We start from the raw sequence: 16,157 nt of genomic DNA, 5'->3' as shown, positions 1-16,157 counted from the left end.
TTCAACTGAACGCCTGACCTATCACCACGGAAAGGATGTTGAGAATGCTAAGCATACCCATCGATAGGACCGACAACAGGTAACCTTTGTTGCGAGAAAAGCCGTAGACGGCTGTCAACCCGATGCCGACAACGATGATTTCCCAAATGTTAAAGACACCGATTTTGGAGAGCGCCACGTACAACAGATTCTGCGGTCCCGGGTTGGGCACGAGAACTCCCAGCGAGAGTGATACGAGCATGCTGTCCTTGGCAAGAATCATGGGCAGGGTCACAATCATCCCCAGTGCATAGACGATTTCACCGTACAGCATGACCGAAAGCAGTTGCTTGAATCTCGCCTTGCCGCCCATGATGAAATTACCGAAAAAAACGGCCAGAGCCGAGGCAACCAGCGGAGCCAGCAGGAAAACGATTCCGCCCAGCATCGCGAACAACTTCATCGTGCCGGCGTTCAGCGCGCCCGGCGGCAGGTTCTGCGTTCGTTCCTGAATAGCCTGCATCTGCATGCGGACAATGATGTCAGCCGTGGCGTAAAAGAACGCAGCCACCACGATGGCGTACACTATATAAGGAACGAGTATCCGCGGCTGTTCTTTCAGCTTTGCGAATAACGCCCCCGGTGCCGTGAACACCTCGTAAAGCCCCTTGAATGACAGCCCCTGGCCGGTCGTCTGCGGCGACCCCTGCCTGGCCTGGTCTACTTCAGCCATGTCCTGTTCCTCCATAATCACACTTAACGATGACTTCTAAAGAAAGTTTCTAAAAATAGCGCTGCCGTCGTTTCTCAATTTACCCAGAATACGGAGAGATATTCACGGAAAAAACGGGGGCCAATCACCGACCCGGCCGGACACTCCTCACGTCTTGAGCCACCTGCGATCACCCGAACAGTGCCGAGCCGACTACCAGCGAAACTATGGCCATTAATTTGATGAGGATGTTCATCGACGGCCCGGAGGTGTCCTTGAACGGATCACCCACGGTGTCTCCGACGACGGCGGCTTTGTGCGCGTCGGACCCTTTGCCACCGTGCGCACCGCTTTCTATGAATTTCTTGGCGTTGTCCCAGGCTCCGCCCGCATTGGCCATCATCAGAGCGAGCATGACGCCGGACATGGTGGCCCCGGCCAGCATACCGCCCAGCCCTTCCTTTTGCAGCAGGAAGCCGACAACCAGGGGCGCCAGGATAGCCGTCAGGCCCGGCAGCACCATTTGCTGGAGCGCGCCGCGAGTGGCGATATCGACACAGCGGGCGGTATCCGGCTTGGCCTTGCCTTCCATCAGGCCGCTAATCTCACGGAACTGCCGGCGCACTTCCTCAACCATTTTTGACGCCGCCCGACCAACCGCCGTCAGGGTAAGGGCAGCCACAAAAAATGGCAGCATGCCGCCTATGAAGAAACCGATCACGACCCTGGGACTGAGAATGTTAATGCTCTCCAGACCGACGGCCGCGGAGTAGGCCGAGAACAGAGCCAGCGCGGTCAGCGCGGCTGAGCCGATGGCAAAGCCTTTGCCGATAGCGGCCGTGGTGTTCCCGAGTGCGTCGAGCCGGTCGGTGATCTTGCGAACACGGGGGCCCAGGCCGGACATTTCAGATATCCCGCCGGCATTGTCGGCGATCGGCCCGTACGCGTCTACTGACATGGTCACCCCGATAGTGGCCAGCATACCCACCCCGGCTATGCCGATACCATACAGGCCGGCAAACTGAAAGCCCGTAAAGATAGCGATACAAATAACTATGATCGGCAGGGCAACCGACTGCATGCCGACGGCCAGGCCCGAGATTATGTTGGTCGCCGAACCCGTGCAAGATGACTCGGCAATTCTGCGAATCGGCCCGGCGGCCGTGTAGTACTCTACCAGGAGGCCCAGTGCAATGCCCGCCAGATTCCCGGCCAGGATCGCCCAGAATACCTTGTGATCCAGGTTCATGGTATCTATGATCACCCACGCGGCTATCAGCATTACCACGGCACCGACGTACGTAACCAGCCGAAGTACCGCCGCCGGGTTCAGCCGTGAGAGCAGATGAACGGAGAGCACGCCCAGCATCGACGCCAGGGCGCCGAAAGCCACAATCAGCAACGGCAGTTGCATGTATTCCAGCCGACTGCCGACTACCAGCCCTGACGACGACGTGGCTGCAATAGCGATGGTGGCAACGACCGACCCGACATAGGATTCAAACAGGTCGGCCCCCATCCCGGCCGTATCGCCCACGTTATCACCCACGTTATCCGCAATCACGGCCGGATTACGGGGATCATCCTCCGGAATGCCGGCCTCGATCTTGCCTACCAGGTCGGCACCGACATCGGCCGCCTTCGTAAAGATACCACCGCCTACGCGGGCAAACAGGGCGATACTCGAGGCTCCCATGGCGAAACCGTTAATCGCGGCCGCGTGCTCCGGGTTGTCGCCGAAAAAGTAAAAGACGATACCGACCCCGATCAGACCGAGCGAGGCCACCGACATACCCATGACGGCACCGCCGGAGAACGCCACGGCCAGAGCCGAAGACTGACCGTAGTCCCGGGCGGCCGCAGTGGTGCGAACGTTGGCCCGGGTGGCCGCCTTCATGCCCAGGAACCCGGCCAGCATGGAGCAGGCCGCACCTCCGAGAAACGCGAGCGCCGTCTGTGGCTGAATCCTCCAGGCAAGAAGGCCGAACACGACGACAACAAATATGGCGAGGATGGAATACTCCCGCTTGAGAAATACCATGGCCCCGTCGTGAATAACGTGCGAGATTTCTTTCATGAGGTCAGTGCCGGCCGGTTTCCTTCTTATCCAGGCGAATAGCGCCAGAGCGAACAGTAACCCGACCAGGCCGATTATAACCGACAGAAGACCTACATTCATCAGTCCTGTCTCCAGTTAAGATTATAGCTGTTAATCAATTACGGGCCTTTTTGCTGAAAAAATCAACCGGCGAATATACCTTTGACCCACCCTGATGGCAAGTAAAAAGTAGCTTCGATTGCCCCCGTTCGACGACGAAGCCCCTGCGGTTGTCCCGCCGCCGGCTGCTCGTTCGGCCAAATTGCCCGCTCAAGCCCGGCTGCGGTGCTTGTCCTCCAGGTCTTCGATGTATTTCTCTGCGGCCACCGCCGCCGTGGTGCCGTCGCCCACCGCGTTTGTCACCTGCCGGACCAGTTGCGCACGAACATCGCCGCACGCGAATATCCCCCTGATAGAGGTCTCCATGCGATCGTTGGTCAGGATGTATCCCCCGGAGTCCTTTCGGAGATCACCTCGGATGATGTTCGAATTGGGCCGGAAACCCAGATACGGGAAGACGGCCCCCACCTCGAGCCTGGACGTCTCCTGCGTCTTGACGTTCCTGAGCGAGAGATGTGTGACTCGCTTGCCGTCCCCGTTTACCGATTCGACTATGGTATCCCAGATCAACTGTACGCCGGGATTGTCGAACGCCCGCTGCTGGATGATCTTCTGGGCGCGCAACTGGTCCCGCCGGTGGATGATAATGACTTTGGAGGCGAACTTGGTCAGAAACGTCCCTTCCTCGACTGCGGCATCGCCGCCGCCGACCACTGCTATCACCTGATCCCTGAAGAACGCGCCGTCGCAGATGGCACAATAGGATACGCCTTTGCCGCTGTATTCTTCCTCGCCGGGGACACCCAGCTTGACCGGGGAACCCCCGGTCGACACGATCGCAGCCTTGCCCCTGTAAACGTTGCCCGAGGCGCAGCGGGCTACGCGCTCATCCCCGTCGAGATACAACTCAACCACCTCTTCCATGGCAATCTCGAGGCCGAATTTCTTGGCGTGCTCACTGAATTTCATGGCCAGGTCGGCGCCCGCAATCTGCTCAAACCCGAGGTAATCCTCGACCTCACCGGTAATGGCTATCTGTCCGCCGGGCAGGTACTTCTCCAGGCATATGGTTTTCCGGCGCGCCCGTGAGCAGTACAGTCCGGCGCATAGTCCGCCCGGGCCGCCCCCCACAATTACTACCTCATACTGCTTTTCTTCAGCCATTTCCCAGCTTCCTGTAAGTAAAGACGTTCCCGCGGTCAGGCACCCGGCATCGTCGGTCCGTGAGGCGAAGCCTCAGGAACCGTTCCGGTACCCGACTATCAGCATCCATTATATCAAAAACCGATCGGATATCAAGAGATCGTTGACCTTTCGGGTCAATCTCAGCGCCTACCAGTCGATTCCTTTCTGGGCCAGGATGCCCTTGCGGAAGGGATGTTTCACCTCTCTCATCTCCGTCACCAGATCGGCCCGGTCGGTGAGCCATTCGGCGGCTCCGCGACCCGTAATGACAAGGTGCTGCTTTTCCCCTCGTGCGGAGAGGATCTCTTCGACCTGTTCCCTGGAGACAAGACCGAGGCTCTGAGCCACGTTTAGTTCGTCGAGGATGACCAGTTGATACGTGCCGGTGCGCAGCTTCTCCAACGCCAGTTGTACTCCCCGCTGGGCGGCGGCGCGGTGCTCTTCGAACTCCTTGGTATCATCGACGATACCTACAAAGCCTTCTCCGATGACGTGCAGTTCGACGTTCGGTTCCAGCAGCCTGAGTCCCTTCAGTTCGCCGTACTTCCAACTGCCCTTGACAAACTGTATAAGGCAGATGGACCAGTCGTAACCGACTGCCCGCACGCACATACCCAGAGCAGCTGTGGTCTTGCCCTTGCCATCACCCGTGTATACGACGAGCAACCCCCTGCCCTTCTCCTGTGCCATTGGCTTGTCTCCTGTCACGTGATTTAGTGTATTCTATACAAAAACCTGGCCCCGTTCGAAAGCGAAAAAGTCCACCGCGCAGTGGCTTGGACGATTGTGAGCGCTAGCTAACTTGTGAAAAAAATAACCAGATTTTTATTGACAGAATGGTCTATTTTACCGTATTATGCTTAGCAGGGTCATACAAGATAAAAACAACCGGTTTTGTTTCTTGTTGCCCCAGAGCCGCTCATGCGAGTGGTTGCAGATGACAATATGGGAGGGTGCCATGCAGTTAACCAAGGCTGAGGCGTATGGCGTTTTCGGCGTCCTGTATCTCTCTGACAGAGACAGGTCGATCATTACGCCTCTCTCGGAGATTTCCGCAGCCCAGGAAATCCCGGAGAAGTTCCTGGCTAAGATCTTCCAGTCACTCTCTAAATCGGGTATTGTGCGATCTCATCGCGGCGTACGCGGGGGCTTTACGCTTGCGAGGGATCCCCAGAATATCACGATAAAAGAGGTTCTGGAGACCATCCAGGGTCCGTATCATCTCATGAAGTGCGTCGAAGACATCGATGAGTGTGACAAGAACCTGACCAATGGTTTCTGTGCCCTTCGGGAACTTCTTGTCCTCGCCGAGAATCAGCTGGTAGCCGTCTTCGAGAAGCACACGCTGGCCGATCTGCTCCGCTGGCACAAGGCGAGGTCGGTTTTGGACTGACTGGAGACAGTGCCCACCTCGCCGCGATACGGTTTACAATCGGCGGATGATAGCTTATCTTAGCAGCTTGGAGTGCCGCACCGGAGGAGATAGGAACGATGGCTGTCAAATCGGATCGCTGGATAATCAGCATGGCCCGCGGCCATGACATGATAAAGCCGTTTGCCGAAGCACAGGTCCGCAGCGGGATCAGCTTCGGGGTGTCGTCGTACGGGTATGATATCAGCCTGGCGGACGAATTCAAGGTCTTCGACCCGGCCGGCCTTACCGAGATCGATCCGAAGGATGACACGGGCGGGCACTTCAGGGACGTCAGGGCCGACTCCATTCTGATTCCCGCCAATTCATTCGTGCTGGGCCGGTCCCACGAGTACTTCAAGCTCCCGCGCGGCGTAATCACGATCTGCCTGGGCAAGTCCACGTACGCGCGATCCGGGGTTATCGTCAATGTGACACCCTTCGAGCCGGAGTGGGAGGGCTACGCGACCATATCGCTTTCCAATACGGCCCCCGTGCCGGTGCGCATATACGCCAATGAGGGAATCGCGCAATTGATCTTCCTGGAGGCCTCGGAGCCGTGCCAGGTTTCGTATAAGGATAAGAAAGGAAAATACCAGGGACAGAGCAGGATAACGCTGTCCAAGTCAGAGTGATCTTACTGGTACGTTCCGCTGTTGTATACTTACTTTTCGATCGTAGGAGTTCAGATATGCCCGTTGAAGCTGCCCGAGGAATAAAGAGAAGCGGCGTCAGTGCTCGCAAACGACGCATGGTGACCATCGATGGTAACACCGCGGCCGCGTATGTGGCTCACGCCACCAACGAGGTGATCGCCATTTACCCGATCACGCCCTCGTCCAATATGGGGGAGATGGCCGATGCCAAATCGGCCGCCGGTGAAACGAACATCTGGGGCACGATCCCGATCGTGGTCGAGTTGCAGTCCGAGGGTGGAGCCTCCGGAGCGGTTCACGGGGCGGTCACGGCGGGTGCCCTGACCACCACCTTTACCGCCTCGCAGGGACTTCTTCTGATGATCCCCAACATGTTCAAGATCGCCGGCGAGATGACCCCGACGGTGTTCCACGTCTCAGCGCGGGCGGTGGCCACCCATGCCCTGTCCATTTTCGGCGATCACTCGGACGTCATGGCCACCCGGACGACCGGTTTCGGCCTGATGGCGTCCGGCTCGGTCCAGGAGGTCATGGATTTCGCCATTATCACGCAGGCGGCATCGCTGGCCAGCCGGGTACCCTTCGTGCATTTCTTCGACGGCTTCCGGACGTCGCACGAGGTTCAGAAGGTTGAAGAGATCACGTACGATGACATGCGGGCGATGCTGGACACGAAACTGATTACGGCACAACGAAGGCGTGCCCTGTCCCCCGACCATCCGACGCTCAAGGGAAGTTCCCAGAACCCGGACGTCTTTTTCCAGGGGCGCGAGACCGTCAACCGGTACTACGTGGCGGCCCCCAAGCACATGCAGGAGGCTATGGACCGGTTCGCCTCGATCGTGGGCCGGCAGTATCACCTCTTCGACTACTTCGGGCATCCGAAGGCTGAGCATATTATCATCCTCATGGGCACCGGCGCGGAAGCGGCGCATGAAACCGTCGACCACCTCGTCGAGCACGGCGAGAAAGTCGGCCTTATCAAGGTCCGCATGTACCGACCGTTCTCCATGGAGGCGCTGGCCGGGGCTCTTCCCGCCACGGTCAAGCGGATTGCCGTTCTGGATCGCACCAAGGAGCCCGGTTCGGTCGGCGAACCGCTCTATGTCGACGTTCAGGCCGCCATCAGGGAGGCCCTCGACAAGGGCGTGGCGCCCTTCAAGGAACACCCCCTGGTAGTCGGGGGACGCTACGGTCTCGGTTCCGCCGAGTTCAATCCGCCGATGGCTAAGTCGGTCTTCGACAACCTTAAGCAAAAAGAGCCGAAGAACCACTTCACGGCCGGGATCAGGGACGACGTGACGTCCACCTCCCTTGACTTCGACATGTCGTTTGACCTTGAGGGAGACAACTTCCGAGGGATGTTCTTCGGTCTTGGGGCTGACGGAACCGTCGGGGCCAACAAGAACTCGATCAAGATCCTCGGGGAGAACACGGATTTCTTCGCCCAGGGGTATTTCGTCTACGACTCCAAGAAGGCGGGAGCCGTGACGGTGTCGCACGTGAGGTTCAGCAAGGATGAGATCCGCAAGCCGTACCTGATCACACAGGCGCAGTTCGTCGCCTGCCACAACTTCTCTTTCGTTGAACGATACGAGATGGTCGAGAAGCTGATCGAGGGCGGCACGTTTCTGCTGAACTCGCCCTATTCCTCCGACGAGGTGTGGGATCACCTGCCCCGGGAAGTGCAGGAACAGCTTATCGCCAAGAAGGCGAAGCTCTACGTCATCGATGCCATTAGCCTGGCCAAGGAACTTGGCCTGGGCGCCCGCATCAACATGATTATGCAGACGGCCTTCTTCCTCATCTCCGAGATTCTCCCGAAGGATCAGGCTATCAAAGCCATCAAGGACGCGATCGTAAAGACGTACGGGAGCAAGGGTGAGAAAGTCGTGGCTATGAACCACGCCGCCGTCGACGCCGCGGTCGAATCGATCCGAAAGGTCGAGTATCCCCAAAAGGTGACCGCAACGAAATCCCGCCCCCCGATCGTCCCGGACGTCGCACCGGAGTTTGTCCGCAACGTCACGGCAGAGATTATCGCGGGGCGCGGTCATCTGCTGCCGGTATCGGCTTTCCCTGACGACGGTACGTACATGACCGGTACGACCCAGTATGAAAAGCGGAACATTGCGATCGACATTCCGGTCTGGGAGCCCGACCTGTGCATCCAGTGCAATATCTGCTCGATAGTCTGCCCGCACGCCGCCATCAGGCCCAAGTTGTTTGACTCCAAGTACTTAAAGGAGGCTCCCTCGGAGTTCAAGTACACCAAGGCGAAGGGCAAACAGCTCGAGGGGTGGCTGTATTCGTTGCAGGTGGCCCCTGAGGACTGTACCGGCTGCATGGAGTGCGTGAAATCCTGCCCGGCCGTGAAAAAGGAAGACGGTCAGAAGACCGATTTCAAGGCAATCAACATGGCTCCCCAGATCCCGATCCGGGAGCAGGAGAGACAGAACTGGGATTTCTTCGTCAACGTGCTGCCTGAGACCGACCCTTCGCTGTTTAACGTGGAGACGACCAAGGGCTCGCAGTTCGTCAAGCCGCTTTTCGAGTTCTCCGGCGCCTGTGCCGGTTGCGGCGAGACTCCGTACGTCAAGCTGATGACGCAACTGTTCGGCGACCGCGCGCTGTGCGCCAACGCCACCGGTTGCAGTTCGATTTACGGCGGTAATCTTCCCACCACCCCGTACTGTCAGCGACCGGACGGTCTCGGACCGGCCTGGTCCAATTCGCTCTTTGAAGATGCCGCGGAATTCGGGTTCGGCATGCGGCTCACGGCTGACAAACTCCGGGATCACGCATTGACGTTGACCAAGGAACTCGTTCCTGACATGTACGAGGAACTGGCCGGCGCCGACCAGACGACGCAGGAAAGCATCGAAACCCAGCGCCGGCGGGTCACGCGCCTGCTGGAAAGTCTGGATGCCATGGACGCCAACGACCGGGTGGAATCGCTGAAGAACGTTGCCAACTTCCTTGTCAACAAGTCGGTCTGGTCAATCGGCGGCGACGGCTGGGCCTACGATATCGGCTTCGGTGGTCTGGACCACGTCATGGCTTCCGGTAAGAACATCAACATCCTGGTGCTGGATACGGAGGTGTATTCCAACACCGGGGGACAAATGTCGAAGGCTACGCCCCGGGGCTCCACGGCTCAGTTTGCGGCCGCGGGTAAGGATCAGCCGAAAAAGGACCTGGGGTTGATGATGATGGCCTACGGCAACGTGTACGTCGCCCAGATCGCCATCGGCGCCAGCCACAACCAGACCGTCAAGGCCATGGTCGAGGCGGAACACTTCCGGGGTCCGTCGATAATCATTTCCTACTGCCATTGCATCGCTCACGGAATCGATATGTCCGACGGTCTGGCACGTGACGAGATGGCCACGAAGTGCGGTCACTGGCCGCTGTACCGGTTCAATCCCGATCTGATAGCCCAGGGGAAGAACCCGTTGCAGCTTGACAGCAAGGAGCCGAGCATCAGCTTTCAAGATTATGCATACACCGAGAACCGGTATCGGACCCTCAAGAGCAGGGATCCGGAGCGGGCAAAGATGCTGATCAAGTTGGGTCAGTCTGACTGTGATCGCCGCTGGAACCTTTACCGGCAGATGGCTTCGATGGACTACAGCATGTTTGCCACCAAGCCCTGATACGTCAAGATGATGCTGAACCGGGCGGGGTGAAAACCCCGCCCTTTTTTATGCCCCGCCGGAGTCATTTCAACCCCTCCGCATCAAGAAAAAACCCGTCCAGACCGATAAAGGAGACGAATAGAAATACAAGCGAATCGGGAGGAAAGATGCAGTTCACAAAAGCACTTGCAGGCGTCCTGGCCTTCTCCTTGGCCGTCAGCCCGACCGTAATAGCCCAGGAGACCGAACAGGACGTCGTCAACCGGTACCTTCAGCGCATGGAGAAAACGCAGGTCATGAGACTGGGCTGGGTGTCAGCCCATTTCGGCGTAAATCGCATCAACCGACACAATGATTACAATGACTTTGCTATCCTCGAGTCGGCCTATATCACGGGCGGCGAGCTGTCGTGGGTCAAGCAGGCTTACTCCTTTGGCGCCGAATTCGGCATCGTTTTCAAGGAGCGGCTGGCCTGGTCACTGGGCGGTGAATACTGGCTCAAACTGGGAGAGCAGCTGGACGGTTCTTTTATCTACAGTCCGCCAGCCGGGGGCGCGATGATCGTAACTGATCCCAGCACGGAGATCCAGGTGTATGGTGCCTGCACCGGTTTTGACTACTATTTTTATAACCACCCGTCGGCCAGGGACCATCTGACCGGGTTGGCCCTGAGAGCCGGCGGCAGAGTCGGGTTTTACATCGTCAAATGGGATATCTGGCCCGAGTATGAGAATCTCAACCTGGCTACATCTCAGCCCGCCAATACCAACACTACCTACCAGGGGACGGCTCCCGGCCTTACGATGAACGTCGGTCTGGAATACCCTATAAGCCTCTGGGGGCTGGTCGCGGCGGTTGATCTGAGCTACCTCTATCTGAACTTTAGTAACGTTGCGTGGTATAATGCAGCAGACCAGGAGGTAGTGGTCAGCTATGACCGCACTGAGGACGGCCGGGTTGACCTGAATCTGTCGGGTATTCGTGCCAGACTCGAAGTAAAACGGTTCCTGAGTTGGTAGCAGGCGTCCGCAAGAGTCCTCCTGGGTTGACTTTACGGTTTCCGGCCCTATCTTGGGCAAGAATAAACGTTAACCACATGGAGATACTTGTACCTTGAAGCACATGACCTGCACACGCTGGATTTCTATACTGCTGCTGGCGCTTGTCTTGTGGCCCGGAGGGGCAGTTTCCGGCGCGGAAAAACTGACTGCCGAGGCGGCCGGCACCATCAAGGAACCGACCGGGCGAATTGCGTTCATCCGGAACAAGAACATCTGGGTTATGGACGCCCGCGGGCAGAGCCAGATGATGGTCTGCGAGGCCACCAACGCCGAGGGGCGGCTGAGCTGGTCACTGGATGCCCGCCGGATCGTTTTTACTCGCTCCGGGAAGGTCAATTTCCAGAGCCCCGCCGTCGGCGAGGGAGGGTTCCACAAGGTCTACGACCTGTTTCTGGCCTACCTTGACTCGGCGGACGCGGGACGGGCCAACTGGTGGACTCGTCTGACCGACGAACTGGGCAGCCGCAACCCGGAGTGGACGGTCAACGACCGCATCATTCTAACGCGCGACATGAACGCGAACATGGTGAACGCGGGCTACCCCAACTACCAGATCTGTCTTCTGGATCCCGAATCCGGCAACGTGGAAATCCTCCGCAAGGACTGGCAGATGATGCCGGAGTTTTTCATGGCACCGTCCATGAACGCCAACGGTGACATCGCGTTCGTTCACTTCTACAACGAAAAACCGCACGGCATAGCCGTACTTCGCCGAGACCAGTTCATGGCTCCGCTTGACTCGGTCAGGGTCCAGTCCAAGAAACTGCCGGATGCCTACAGCCCGGCCTGGTCGCCCGATTCCAAATGGATCGCCTATGTCAACAACAGCATGACCGAGCCGGGTCTTTTCCTTACCACGGCTGATCTGTCGAGCAGTTACCTCGTCTTCGAGCCGCCGCCCGGCACGTACCTGAACACGTTCGCCGCGTCGTTTTCTCCCGATTCCAAGTGGCTGACTTTCTCCACCACCGACGGGTCGATCTGGATTTGCGACATCACAGGCAGCGGCGCCAGACGAATATCCGGCCCGGGACTTGACTCCGCTCCGGCCTGGTCACATGGTCCGGCAAAGTGATAGTGAGAACATCGGTATGAATCAAGGGCCGGACAGCTTGCTGTCCGGCCCTTGTTCGATCACTGCGCCCGCCCTCGGCGGGTCAGACCTTTTTCCACCGTGAGAGAAGCTCGATCAGCAGACGAAGACCGAACCCGGTAGCTCCCCTGGGCGTGTAAGGTTTGCCCTTGGGCTCGTTATCCACGCTCGCGATATCGACGTGCGCCCAGGGCCAGTCGCCGATAAAATTCTCCAGGAAGGCCCCTGCCGTGAGCGTGCTGCCCGGTCGACCGCCGGAATTGACCAGATCGGCCATGGTCGACTTCATCTGCTCCCGATGATCGTCCCAGATGGGCATTTCCCAGACCCGCTCGGAGGTGGCATCGGCGGCCGCTCTGAGCTGGTCGGCCAGTTTCCTGTTGTTGCTCATTATCGGAGCGCCGGCGTAGCCCAGGACAATCAGCGCCGCCCCGGTAAGGGTAGCGACATCGATCACGGCCTGCGGACTGAACTTGTTCGCGTAATCGAGAGCGTCGGCGAGGATCAGCCGGCCCTCAGAGTCGGTGTTGATGATCTCGATGGTTTTGCCCTTGCGCGATTTCACGATATCGCCCGGCCTGGTGGCGGTGCCCGAGGGCATGTTTTCAGTAGCCGGCATTAGAGCGACGATATTGCGCGGGATCCGAAGGCGGGAGGCAGTAAGCACCGCGGCCAGAACAACGGCCGAGCCGGTCATATCCTGCTTCATCTCGTGCATATTAAGCGCCGGCTTCAGCGATATGCCGCCGGCATCGAACGTCACGCCCTTGCCTACCAGCACGATCGGTTTCTGTCCGGCTGGCCCTCCCTTGTATTCAACGACCATGAAGCGCGGCGGCTCGGCGGAGCCCCTAGCCACGGCCAGCAGGGCCTCCATTCTCTCGGCACTTATGGCCTTCTCATCGAGCACTCGACAGCTTACCTGGTGCTTTCTGCACAGTTGTCGCACCCTGTCGGCGTAGACTTGCGGTGTCAGGCGGTTCGACGGCGTCAGGGCAAGCTCACGGACGAGCAGTTGGCCTTCCGCTATAGTCGCCCCTCTGCCAACCGCCTGTTTCAACTTCGGGAAGTTCTTCTTTTCTTCGACTGCAAACAGGATTTGGTCCGGGCCGGTTTTGTTTTTCAGGTTTTCGTCAGTCTTGTACTCCAGCAGCTTGTACGAACCCAGCAGGTAGCCTTCGATTACCGCCTGATAAACGGCGCTGTTGCTCACGTGGCCGAGATGCACGGCCACCGACTGCGAACTGGTCACGCTTTTGGCGCGAGATGCTTCCCCCATAGCACGCCTGTAGGTGTCCGGCGTACGGTTGCGGCTCTCGCCCGTCCCGAGCAGAAGCAGGCGCTCCGCCTTGAACCCGGCCGGTCGGTACAGCGTCACCATCTCCCCCACGCCGCCGGTGAACTCCTCTGACTCGAGCAAGGTCGCGACGGCGCCCTCGGTGGCCCCGTCAATGAGCCTGAGAGTCCGCTCCGAGATTTTCTCAAAACGTGGAACGAAGCATACGACCGTCTGCGCGGCCGTGTTTTGCAACGTATCAGTACCAAATATATATTTCATGGCATCTCCTTCGCTTGGGTAATGGTACCGCCCCCCGGCCGGCCGGCGCAACTACTTTTGTCAGTTGGACTTCGCACCTGCAACGCTGCGGATGCGTCTGGAGGTCAGTATTCAGCAGCGAGAAACGAATCGTAGTTCCGGCGTGTTTCCGCGAGGTTGTCCGAGCCGAACTTCTCGAGGAAGGCATCAGCCAGGACAAGTGCTGCTGCCGCTTCAGCGATCACGGCCAGCGCCGGAACGACGCAATGGTCGGCTCGCTCGACCATAGCCTGAACCGGATCCTTGCTTTTGACGTCCACCGAGTCCAGCGGACGATTCAGCGTGGAAATCGGTTTGGCGGCGATCCGGACGACGACGTCCTCCCCGTTTGTTATGCCGCCTTCCAGACCCCCGGCATGGTTCGACGTGCGATGAAAACCCTTTCGCGTCGGATAAGAACGGGCGTCGTAGTAGATGGGGTCATGAACCTGCGAGCCGCGCCGCCCGGAAGCCTCGAAACCAAGTCCGATTTCAACCGCCTTGACGGAAGGTATGGACATCAGCGTTCCGGCCAGCCGTCCGTCCAGACGCTGGTCCCATTGGGACATGCCGCCCAGCCCGACGGGGATGCCCCGCACAATCAATTCCACGACGCCCCCGACTGAATCCCCGTCCTTCGCGGCGGCATCGATCTCGGCTACCATGGCCGATTCAGCGGCTTTATCAATACAGCGGACCTTCGAGGCCTCGGCAAGTTCCGTTATCTGATCGAGGTCGGTAACATCGTACTGTTTAGCCACAGACGCCCCGCCGATAGCAACCACGTGCGAGGCAAACCGAATGTCGAATTGTTCCAAGAGTTGGCGGGCCAGCGAGCCTATGGCGACCCGGGCGGCCGTTTCCCGGGCCGAAGCGCGCTCGAGGACGTTGCGAAGGTCATGGTGGTTCCACTTTATGCCGCCGGGCAGATCAGCATGACCGGGCCGGGGACGGCTGGTTTCGCCGGCAGGGCGGCGCTCCCCTGAATCGAGCTCATCCGGAACCGGCTGAAGCGGATCCATGATTCGGCTCCAGTTCTCCCAATCGCGATTAGCGATAACGAGAGTAATCGGCCCTCCCAGCGTCAGGCCGCCCCTTACGCCTGAGAGGATGCGTGCCTGGTCCCGTTCGATGTCCATGCGGCCGCCGCGCCCGTATCCCGTCTGGCGGCGGGCAAGCTGGTGGTTGATTTTATCTATGCTGACTGTAAGGCCGGCCGGCAGACCGTCGATAACCGCCGTAAGCTGCGGGCCGTGAGATTCTCCGGCAGTGAGATATCTGAGCATGAGGCTATGGTACGCAATCGGGTGTGGCCGGTCAACCTGCGACGGCCGTCAGTCGGAGAGAAATCCCGCCTCCTCGGGAAGCACCAGGTCGGATTCGTTCCGCATTTTGACCAGGCGCTTCTCGATTCGGTCGTCTATGTTCAGAGCCTGTGAGGTGTTGAGGAACTCGATCTGGTCGATGGGTGAAATCTCTCGGATCTCCGCCAGGACGGCCACAATCCTGTGGACGGAACGGTCGACTACGTTGAGCGATGCCTGGAGCTGCTCCAGAAGCTGGTCGACATCTCCCTTTGTCGCCTGCATCCGCAAAAGCTGAGACCGACCGTAAATGGCCATGGCGGCGTTGTTCAGATAGTGCGACAGCGTGGCCATGGCGATGTTCTTTGACTCCATGGCACCCTTCTCGCGCTCCTCCTTAAGCAGCTTCTGGCTCAACTCCTGGCGCTCCTTGAAGAGATTCTCGACCATCAGGTAAGTCTGCCAGATCTCCTGGTTAGCCCGCGTGAGCATGCCTTCGATGCTGCCGATGTCAACGCCGAGATATTCGGCCACACTGACCGTCCAGGAAAGCAGCGATATCGAAATGGCATCGACGTCTTCCTGCGAAAGCGAGAGGCAACCGGCCACCTGCTTGACCCTGGTGATCCGATCCTCAATATCCTCGCCGTAGCCGTTCACATTGTCCGTCGACAGCAGCGAAGCCAGCCGGAGGACATTCTTGAGCGGTTCCTCATCCAACCTGCCCGGCGTGTGGTGATCCAGGATGGCGTTGACGAGGTGCTCCGGCAGACCCCACTTTGTCGCCAGATGAAACCCGACGTCACAATGGTTTATTCCAAAAATCTCGATCTCGGCGTCCAGAAGGCTGCGGGCCTTCGTCTGCCTTGAGACCACCAGCCGGTACTTATCGGGATAGTGGTGCAGGAAAAACATGGTGCCGATGTCGTGAAGCAGCCCGGCTATGAAGGCCTCTTCGGGAGCCTTGTAGCCGGTCCTCTCCGCGATCTTCTCGGAGGCCGCCGCAACCGTCAATATCCTCGAGAAATAGGCTCTGGCGTCGACGCCCGACTCTTTCTCGATCTTGCCCGGGTTGAAGACGGAAGATGACAGGGCGAGACATTTGACGGTCGTTACGCCCAGAAGCTGAACCGCCTGATGAACCGTCGTAATTTCGGAGAACCTGTGGTAGAAGGACGAGTTGGCCAGTTTCAGAATGCGCCCGGTCAGCCACGGGTCCTTCAGGATGATGTTGGCCAGGGTCTCCGATGAAAACTCCGGCCGCTCCATCTCTCTGAGGAGTTCCGAGAGGGCCTGTGGCAAAGACAGCAGATCGCCGGAGGTCCGGATATGCTCGACGATAGAAAGATTGGTCATGGGCGGCGGTTCCTCTCCGTTTACCTGT

The 16,157-nt window shown here is 58.6% G+C and carries 12 protein-coding genes; 5 read left to right on the top strand and 7 right to left on the bottom strand.

All coding sequences use genetic code 11. The features are described 5' to 3' along the window. Position 1 precedes the first annotated feature (1 nt). The 4 genes from VMY05_09645 to cobO form a co-directional block, all read right to left on the bottom strand. Complete coding sequence (locus VMY05_09645; GenBank protein ID HUV31337.1) at positions 2-712, bottom strand: YIP1 family protein; 711 nt, start codon at positions 710-712, stop codon at positions 2-4. 169 nt (positions 713-881) lie between these two features. Then, positions 882-2,870, bottom strand: coding sequence for a sodium-translocating pyrophosphatase (locus tag VMY05_09640; GenBank protein ID HUV31336.1), 1,989 nt, complete (start codon positions 2,868-2,870; stop codon positions 882-884). Between the two features lie 189 nt (positions 2,871-3,059). Continuing rightward, positions 3,060-4,013 (bottom strand): thioredoxin-disulfide reductase, encoded by a 954-nt coding sequence (trxB, locus tag VMY05_09635; protein HUV31335.1) that lies wholly within the window; start codon positions 4,011-4,013, stop codon positions 3,060-3,062. Positions 4,014-4,181: 168 nt separating this feature from the next. Then, positions 4,182-4,724 (bottom strand): cob(I)yrinic acid a,c-diamide adenosyltransferase, encoded by a 543-nt coding sequence (cobO, locus tag VMY05_09630; GenBank protein ID HUV31334.1) that lies wholly within the window; start codon positions 4,722-4,724, stop codon positions 4,182-4,184. A 268-nt stretch (positions 4,725-4,992) separates the two neighbouring features. Here cobO and VMY05_09625 point away from each other — a divergent pair, with 268 nt between their 5' ends. The 5 genes from VMY05_09625 to VMY05_09605 all read left to right on the top strand — a co-directional run bounded on the left by VMY05_09625 (position 4,993) and on the right by VMY05_09605 (position 11,875). After that, a complete protein-coding gene (locus tag VMY05_09625) occupies positions 4,993-5,427 on the top strand; it encodes an Rrf2 family transcriptional regulator (GenBank protein HUV31333.1) in 435 nt (144 codons plus the stop codon). A 98-nt stretch (positions 5,428-5,525) separates the two neighbouring features. Further along, complete coding sequence (gene dcd / locus VMY05_09620) at positions 5,526-6,080, top strand: dCTP deaminase (protein ID HUV31332.1); 555 nt, start codon at positions 5,526-5,528, stop codon at positions 6,078-6,080. 56 nt (positions 6,081-6,136) lie between these two features. Continuing rightward, positions 6,137-9,757 (top strand): pyruvate:ferredoxin (flavodoxin) oxidoreductase, encoded by a 3,621-nt coding sequence (gene nifJ / locus VMY05_09615; GenBank protein HUV31331.1) that lies wholly within the window; start codon positions 6,137-6,139, stop codon positions 9,755-9,757. Positions 9,758-9,906: 149 nt separating this feature from the next. Continuing rightward, on the top strand, positions 9,907-10,758 hold the full coding sequence (locus VMY05_09610) for a hypothetical protein (GenBank protein ID HUV31330.1): 852 nt from the start codon (positions 9,907-9,909) through the stop codon (positions 10,756-10,758). A gap of 94 nt (positions 10,759-10,852) precedes the next feature. Then, positions 10,853-11,875, top strand: a complete 1,023-nt coding sequence (locus tag VMY05_09605; GenBank protein ID HUV31329.1) for a hypothetical protein — start codon at positions 10,853-10,855, stop codon at positions 11,873-11,875. Between the two features lie 82 nt (positions 11,876-11,957). Here VMY05_09605 and VMY05_09600 read toward each other — a convergent pair whose 3' ends face one another. The 3 genes from VMY05_09600 to VMY05_09590 form a co-directional block, all read right to left on the bottom strand. Continuing rightward, entirely contained in the window at positions 11,958-13,451 is a 1,494-nt protein-coding gene (locus tag VMY05_09600) for a leucyl aminopeptidase (protein ID HUV31328.1), read from the bottom strand. A 104-nt stretch (positions 13,452-13,555) separates the two neighbouring features. Next, entirely contained in the window at positions 13,556-14,755 is a 1,200-nt protein-coding gene (gene aroC / locus VMY05_09595; GenBank protein ID HUV31327.1) for a chorismate synthase, read from the bottom strand. Between the two features lie 48 nt (positions 14,756-14,803). Then, complete coding sequence (locus VMY05_09590; protein HUV31326.1) at positions 14,804-16,129, bottom strand: HDOD domain-containing protein; 1,326 nt, start codon at positions 16,127-16,129, stop codon at positions 14,804-14,806. Between the last annotated feature and the right edge of the window lie 28 nt (positions 16,130-16,157).

This window comes from Acidobacteriota bacterium, assembly GCA_035529075.1.
In the GTDB taxonomy this organism is placed as follows: domain Bacteria; phylum Zixibacteria; class MSB-5A5; order GN15; family FEB-12; genus DATKXK01.
This window is presented reverse-complemented; position numbering and strand designations above follow the sequence as displayed.

Excerpts from the sequence above, each read along its gene's own strand:
- VMY05_09645 (HUV31337.1), bottom strand. The coding sequence starts at position 712 with ATGGCTGAAGTAGACCAGGCCAGGCAGGGGTCGCCGCAGACGACCGGC.
- VMY05_09640 (HUV31336.1), bottom strand. The coding sequence starts at position 2,870 with ATGAATGTAGGTCTTCTGTCGGTTATAATCGGCCTGGTCGGGTTACTG.
- trxB (HUV31335.1), bottom strand. The coding sequence starts at position 4,013 with ATGGCTGAAGAAAAGCAGTATGAGGTAGTAATTGTGGGGGGCGGCCCG.
- cobO (HUV31334.1), bottom strand. The coding sequence starts at position 4,724 with ATGGCACAGGAGAAGGGCAGGGGGTTGCTCGTCGTATACACGGGTGAT.
- VMY05_09625 (HUV31333.1), top strand. The coding sequence starts at position 4,993 with ATGCAGTTAACCAAGGCTGAGGCGTATGGCGTTTTCGGCGTCCTGTAT.
- dcd (HUV31332.1), top strand. The coding sequence starts at position 5,526 with ATGGCTGTCAAATCGGATCGCTGGATAATCAGCATGGCCCGCGGCCAT.
- nifJ (HUV31331.1), top strand. The coding sequence starts at position 6,137 with ATGCCCGTTGAAGCTGCCCGAGGAATAAAGAGAAGCGGCGTCAGTGCT.
- VMY05_09610 (HUV31330.1), top strand. The coding sequence starts at position 9,907 with ATGCAGTTCACAAAAGCACTTGCAGGCGTCCTGGCCTTCTCCTTGGCC.
- VMY05_09600 (HUV31328.1), bottom strand. The coding sequence starts at position 13,451 with ATGAAATATATATTTGGTACTGATACGTTGCAAAACACGGCCGCGCAG.
- aroC (HUV31327.1), bottom strand. The coding sequence starts at position 14,755 with ATGCTCAGATATCTCACTGCCGGAGAATCTCACGGCCCGCAGCTTACG.
- VMY05_09590 (HUV31326.1), bottom strand. The coding sequence starts at position 16,129 with ATGACCAATCTTTCTATCGTCGAGCATATCCGGACCTCCGGCGATCTG.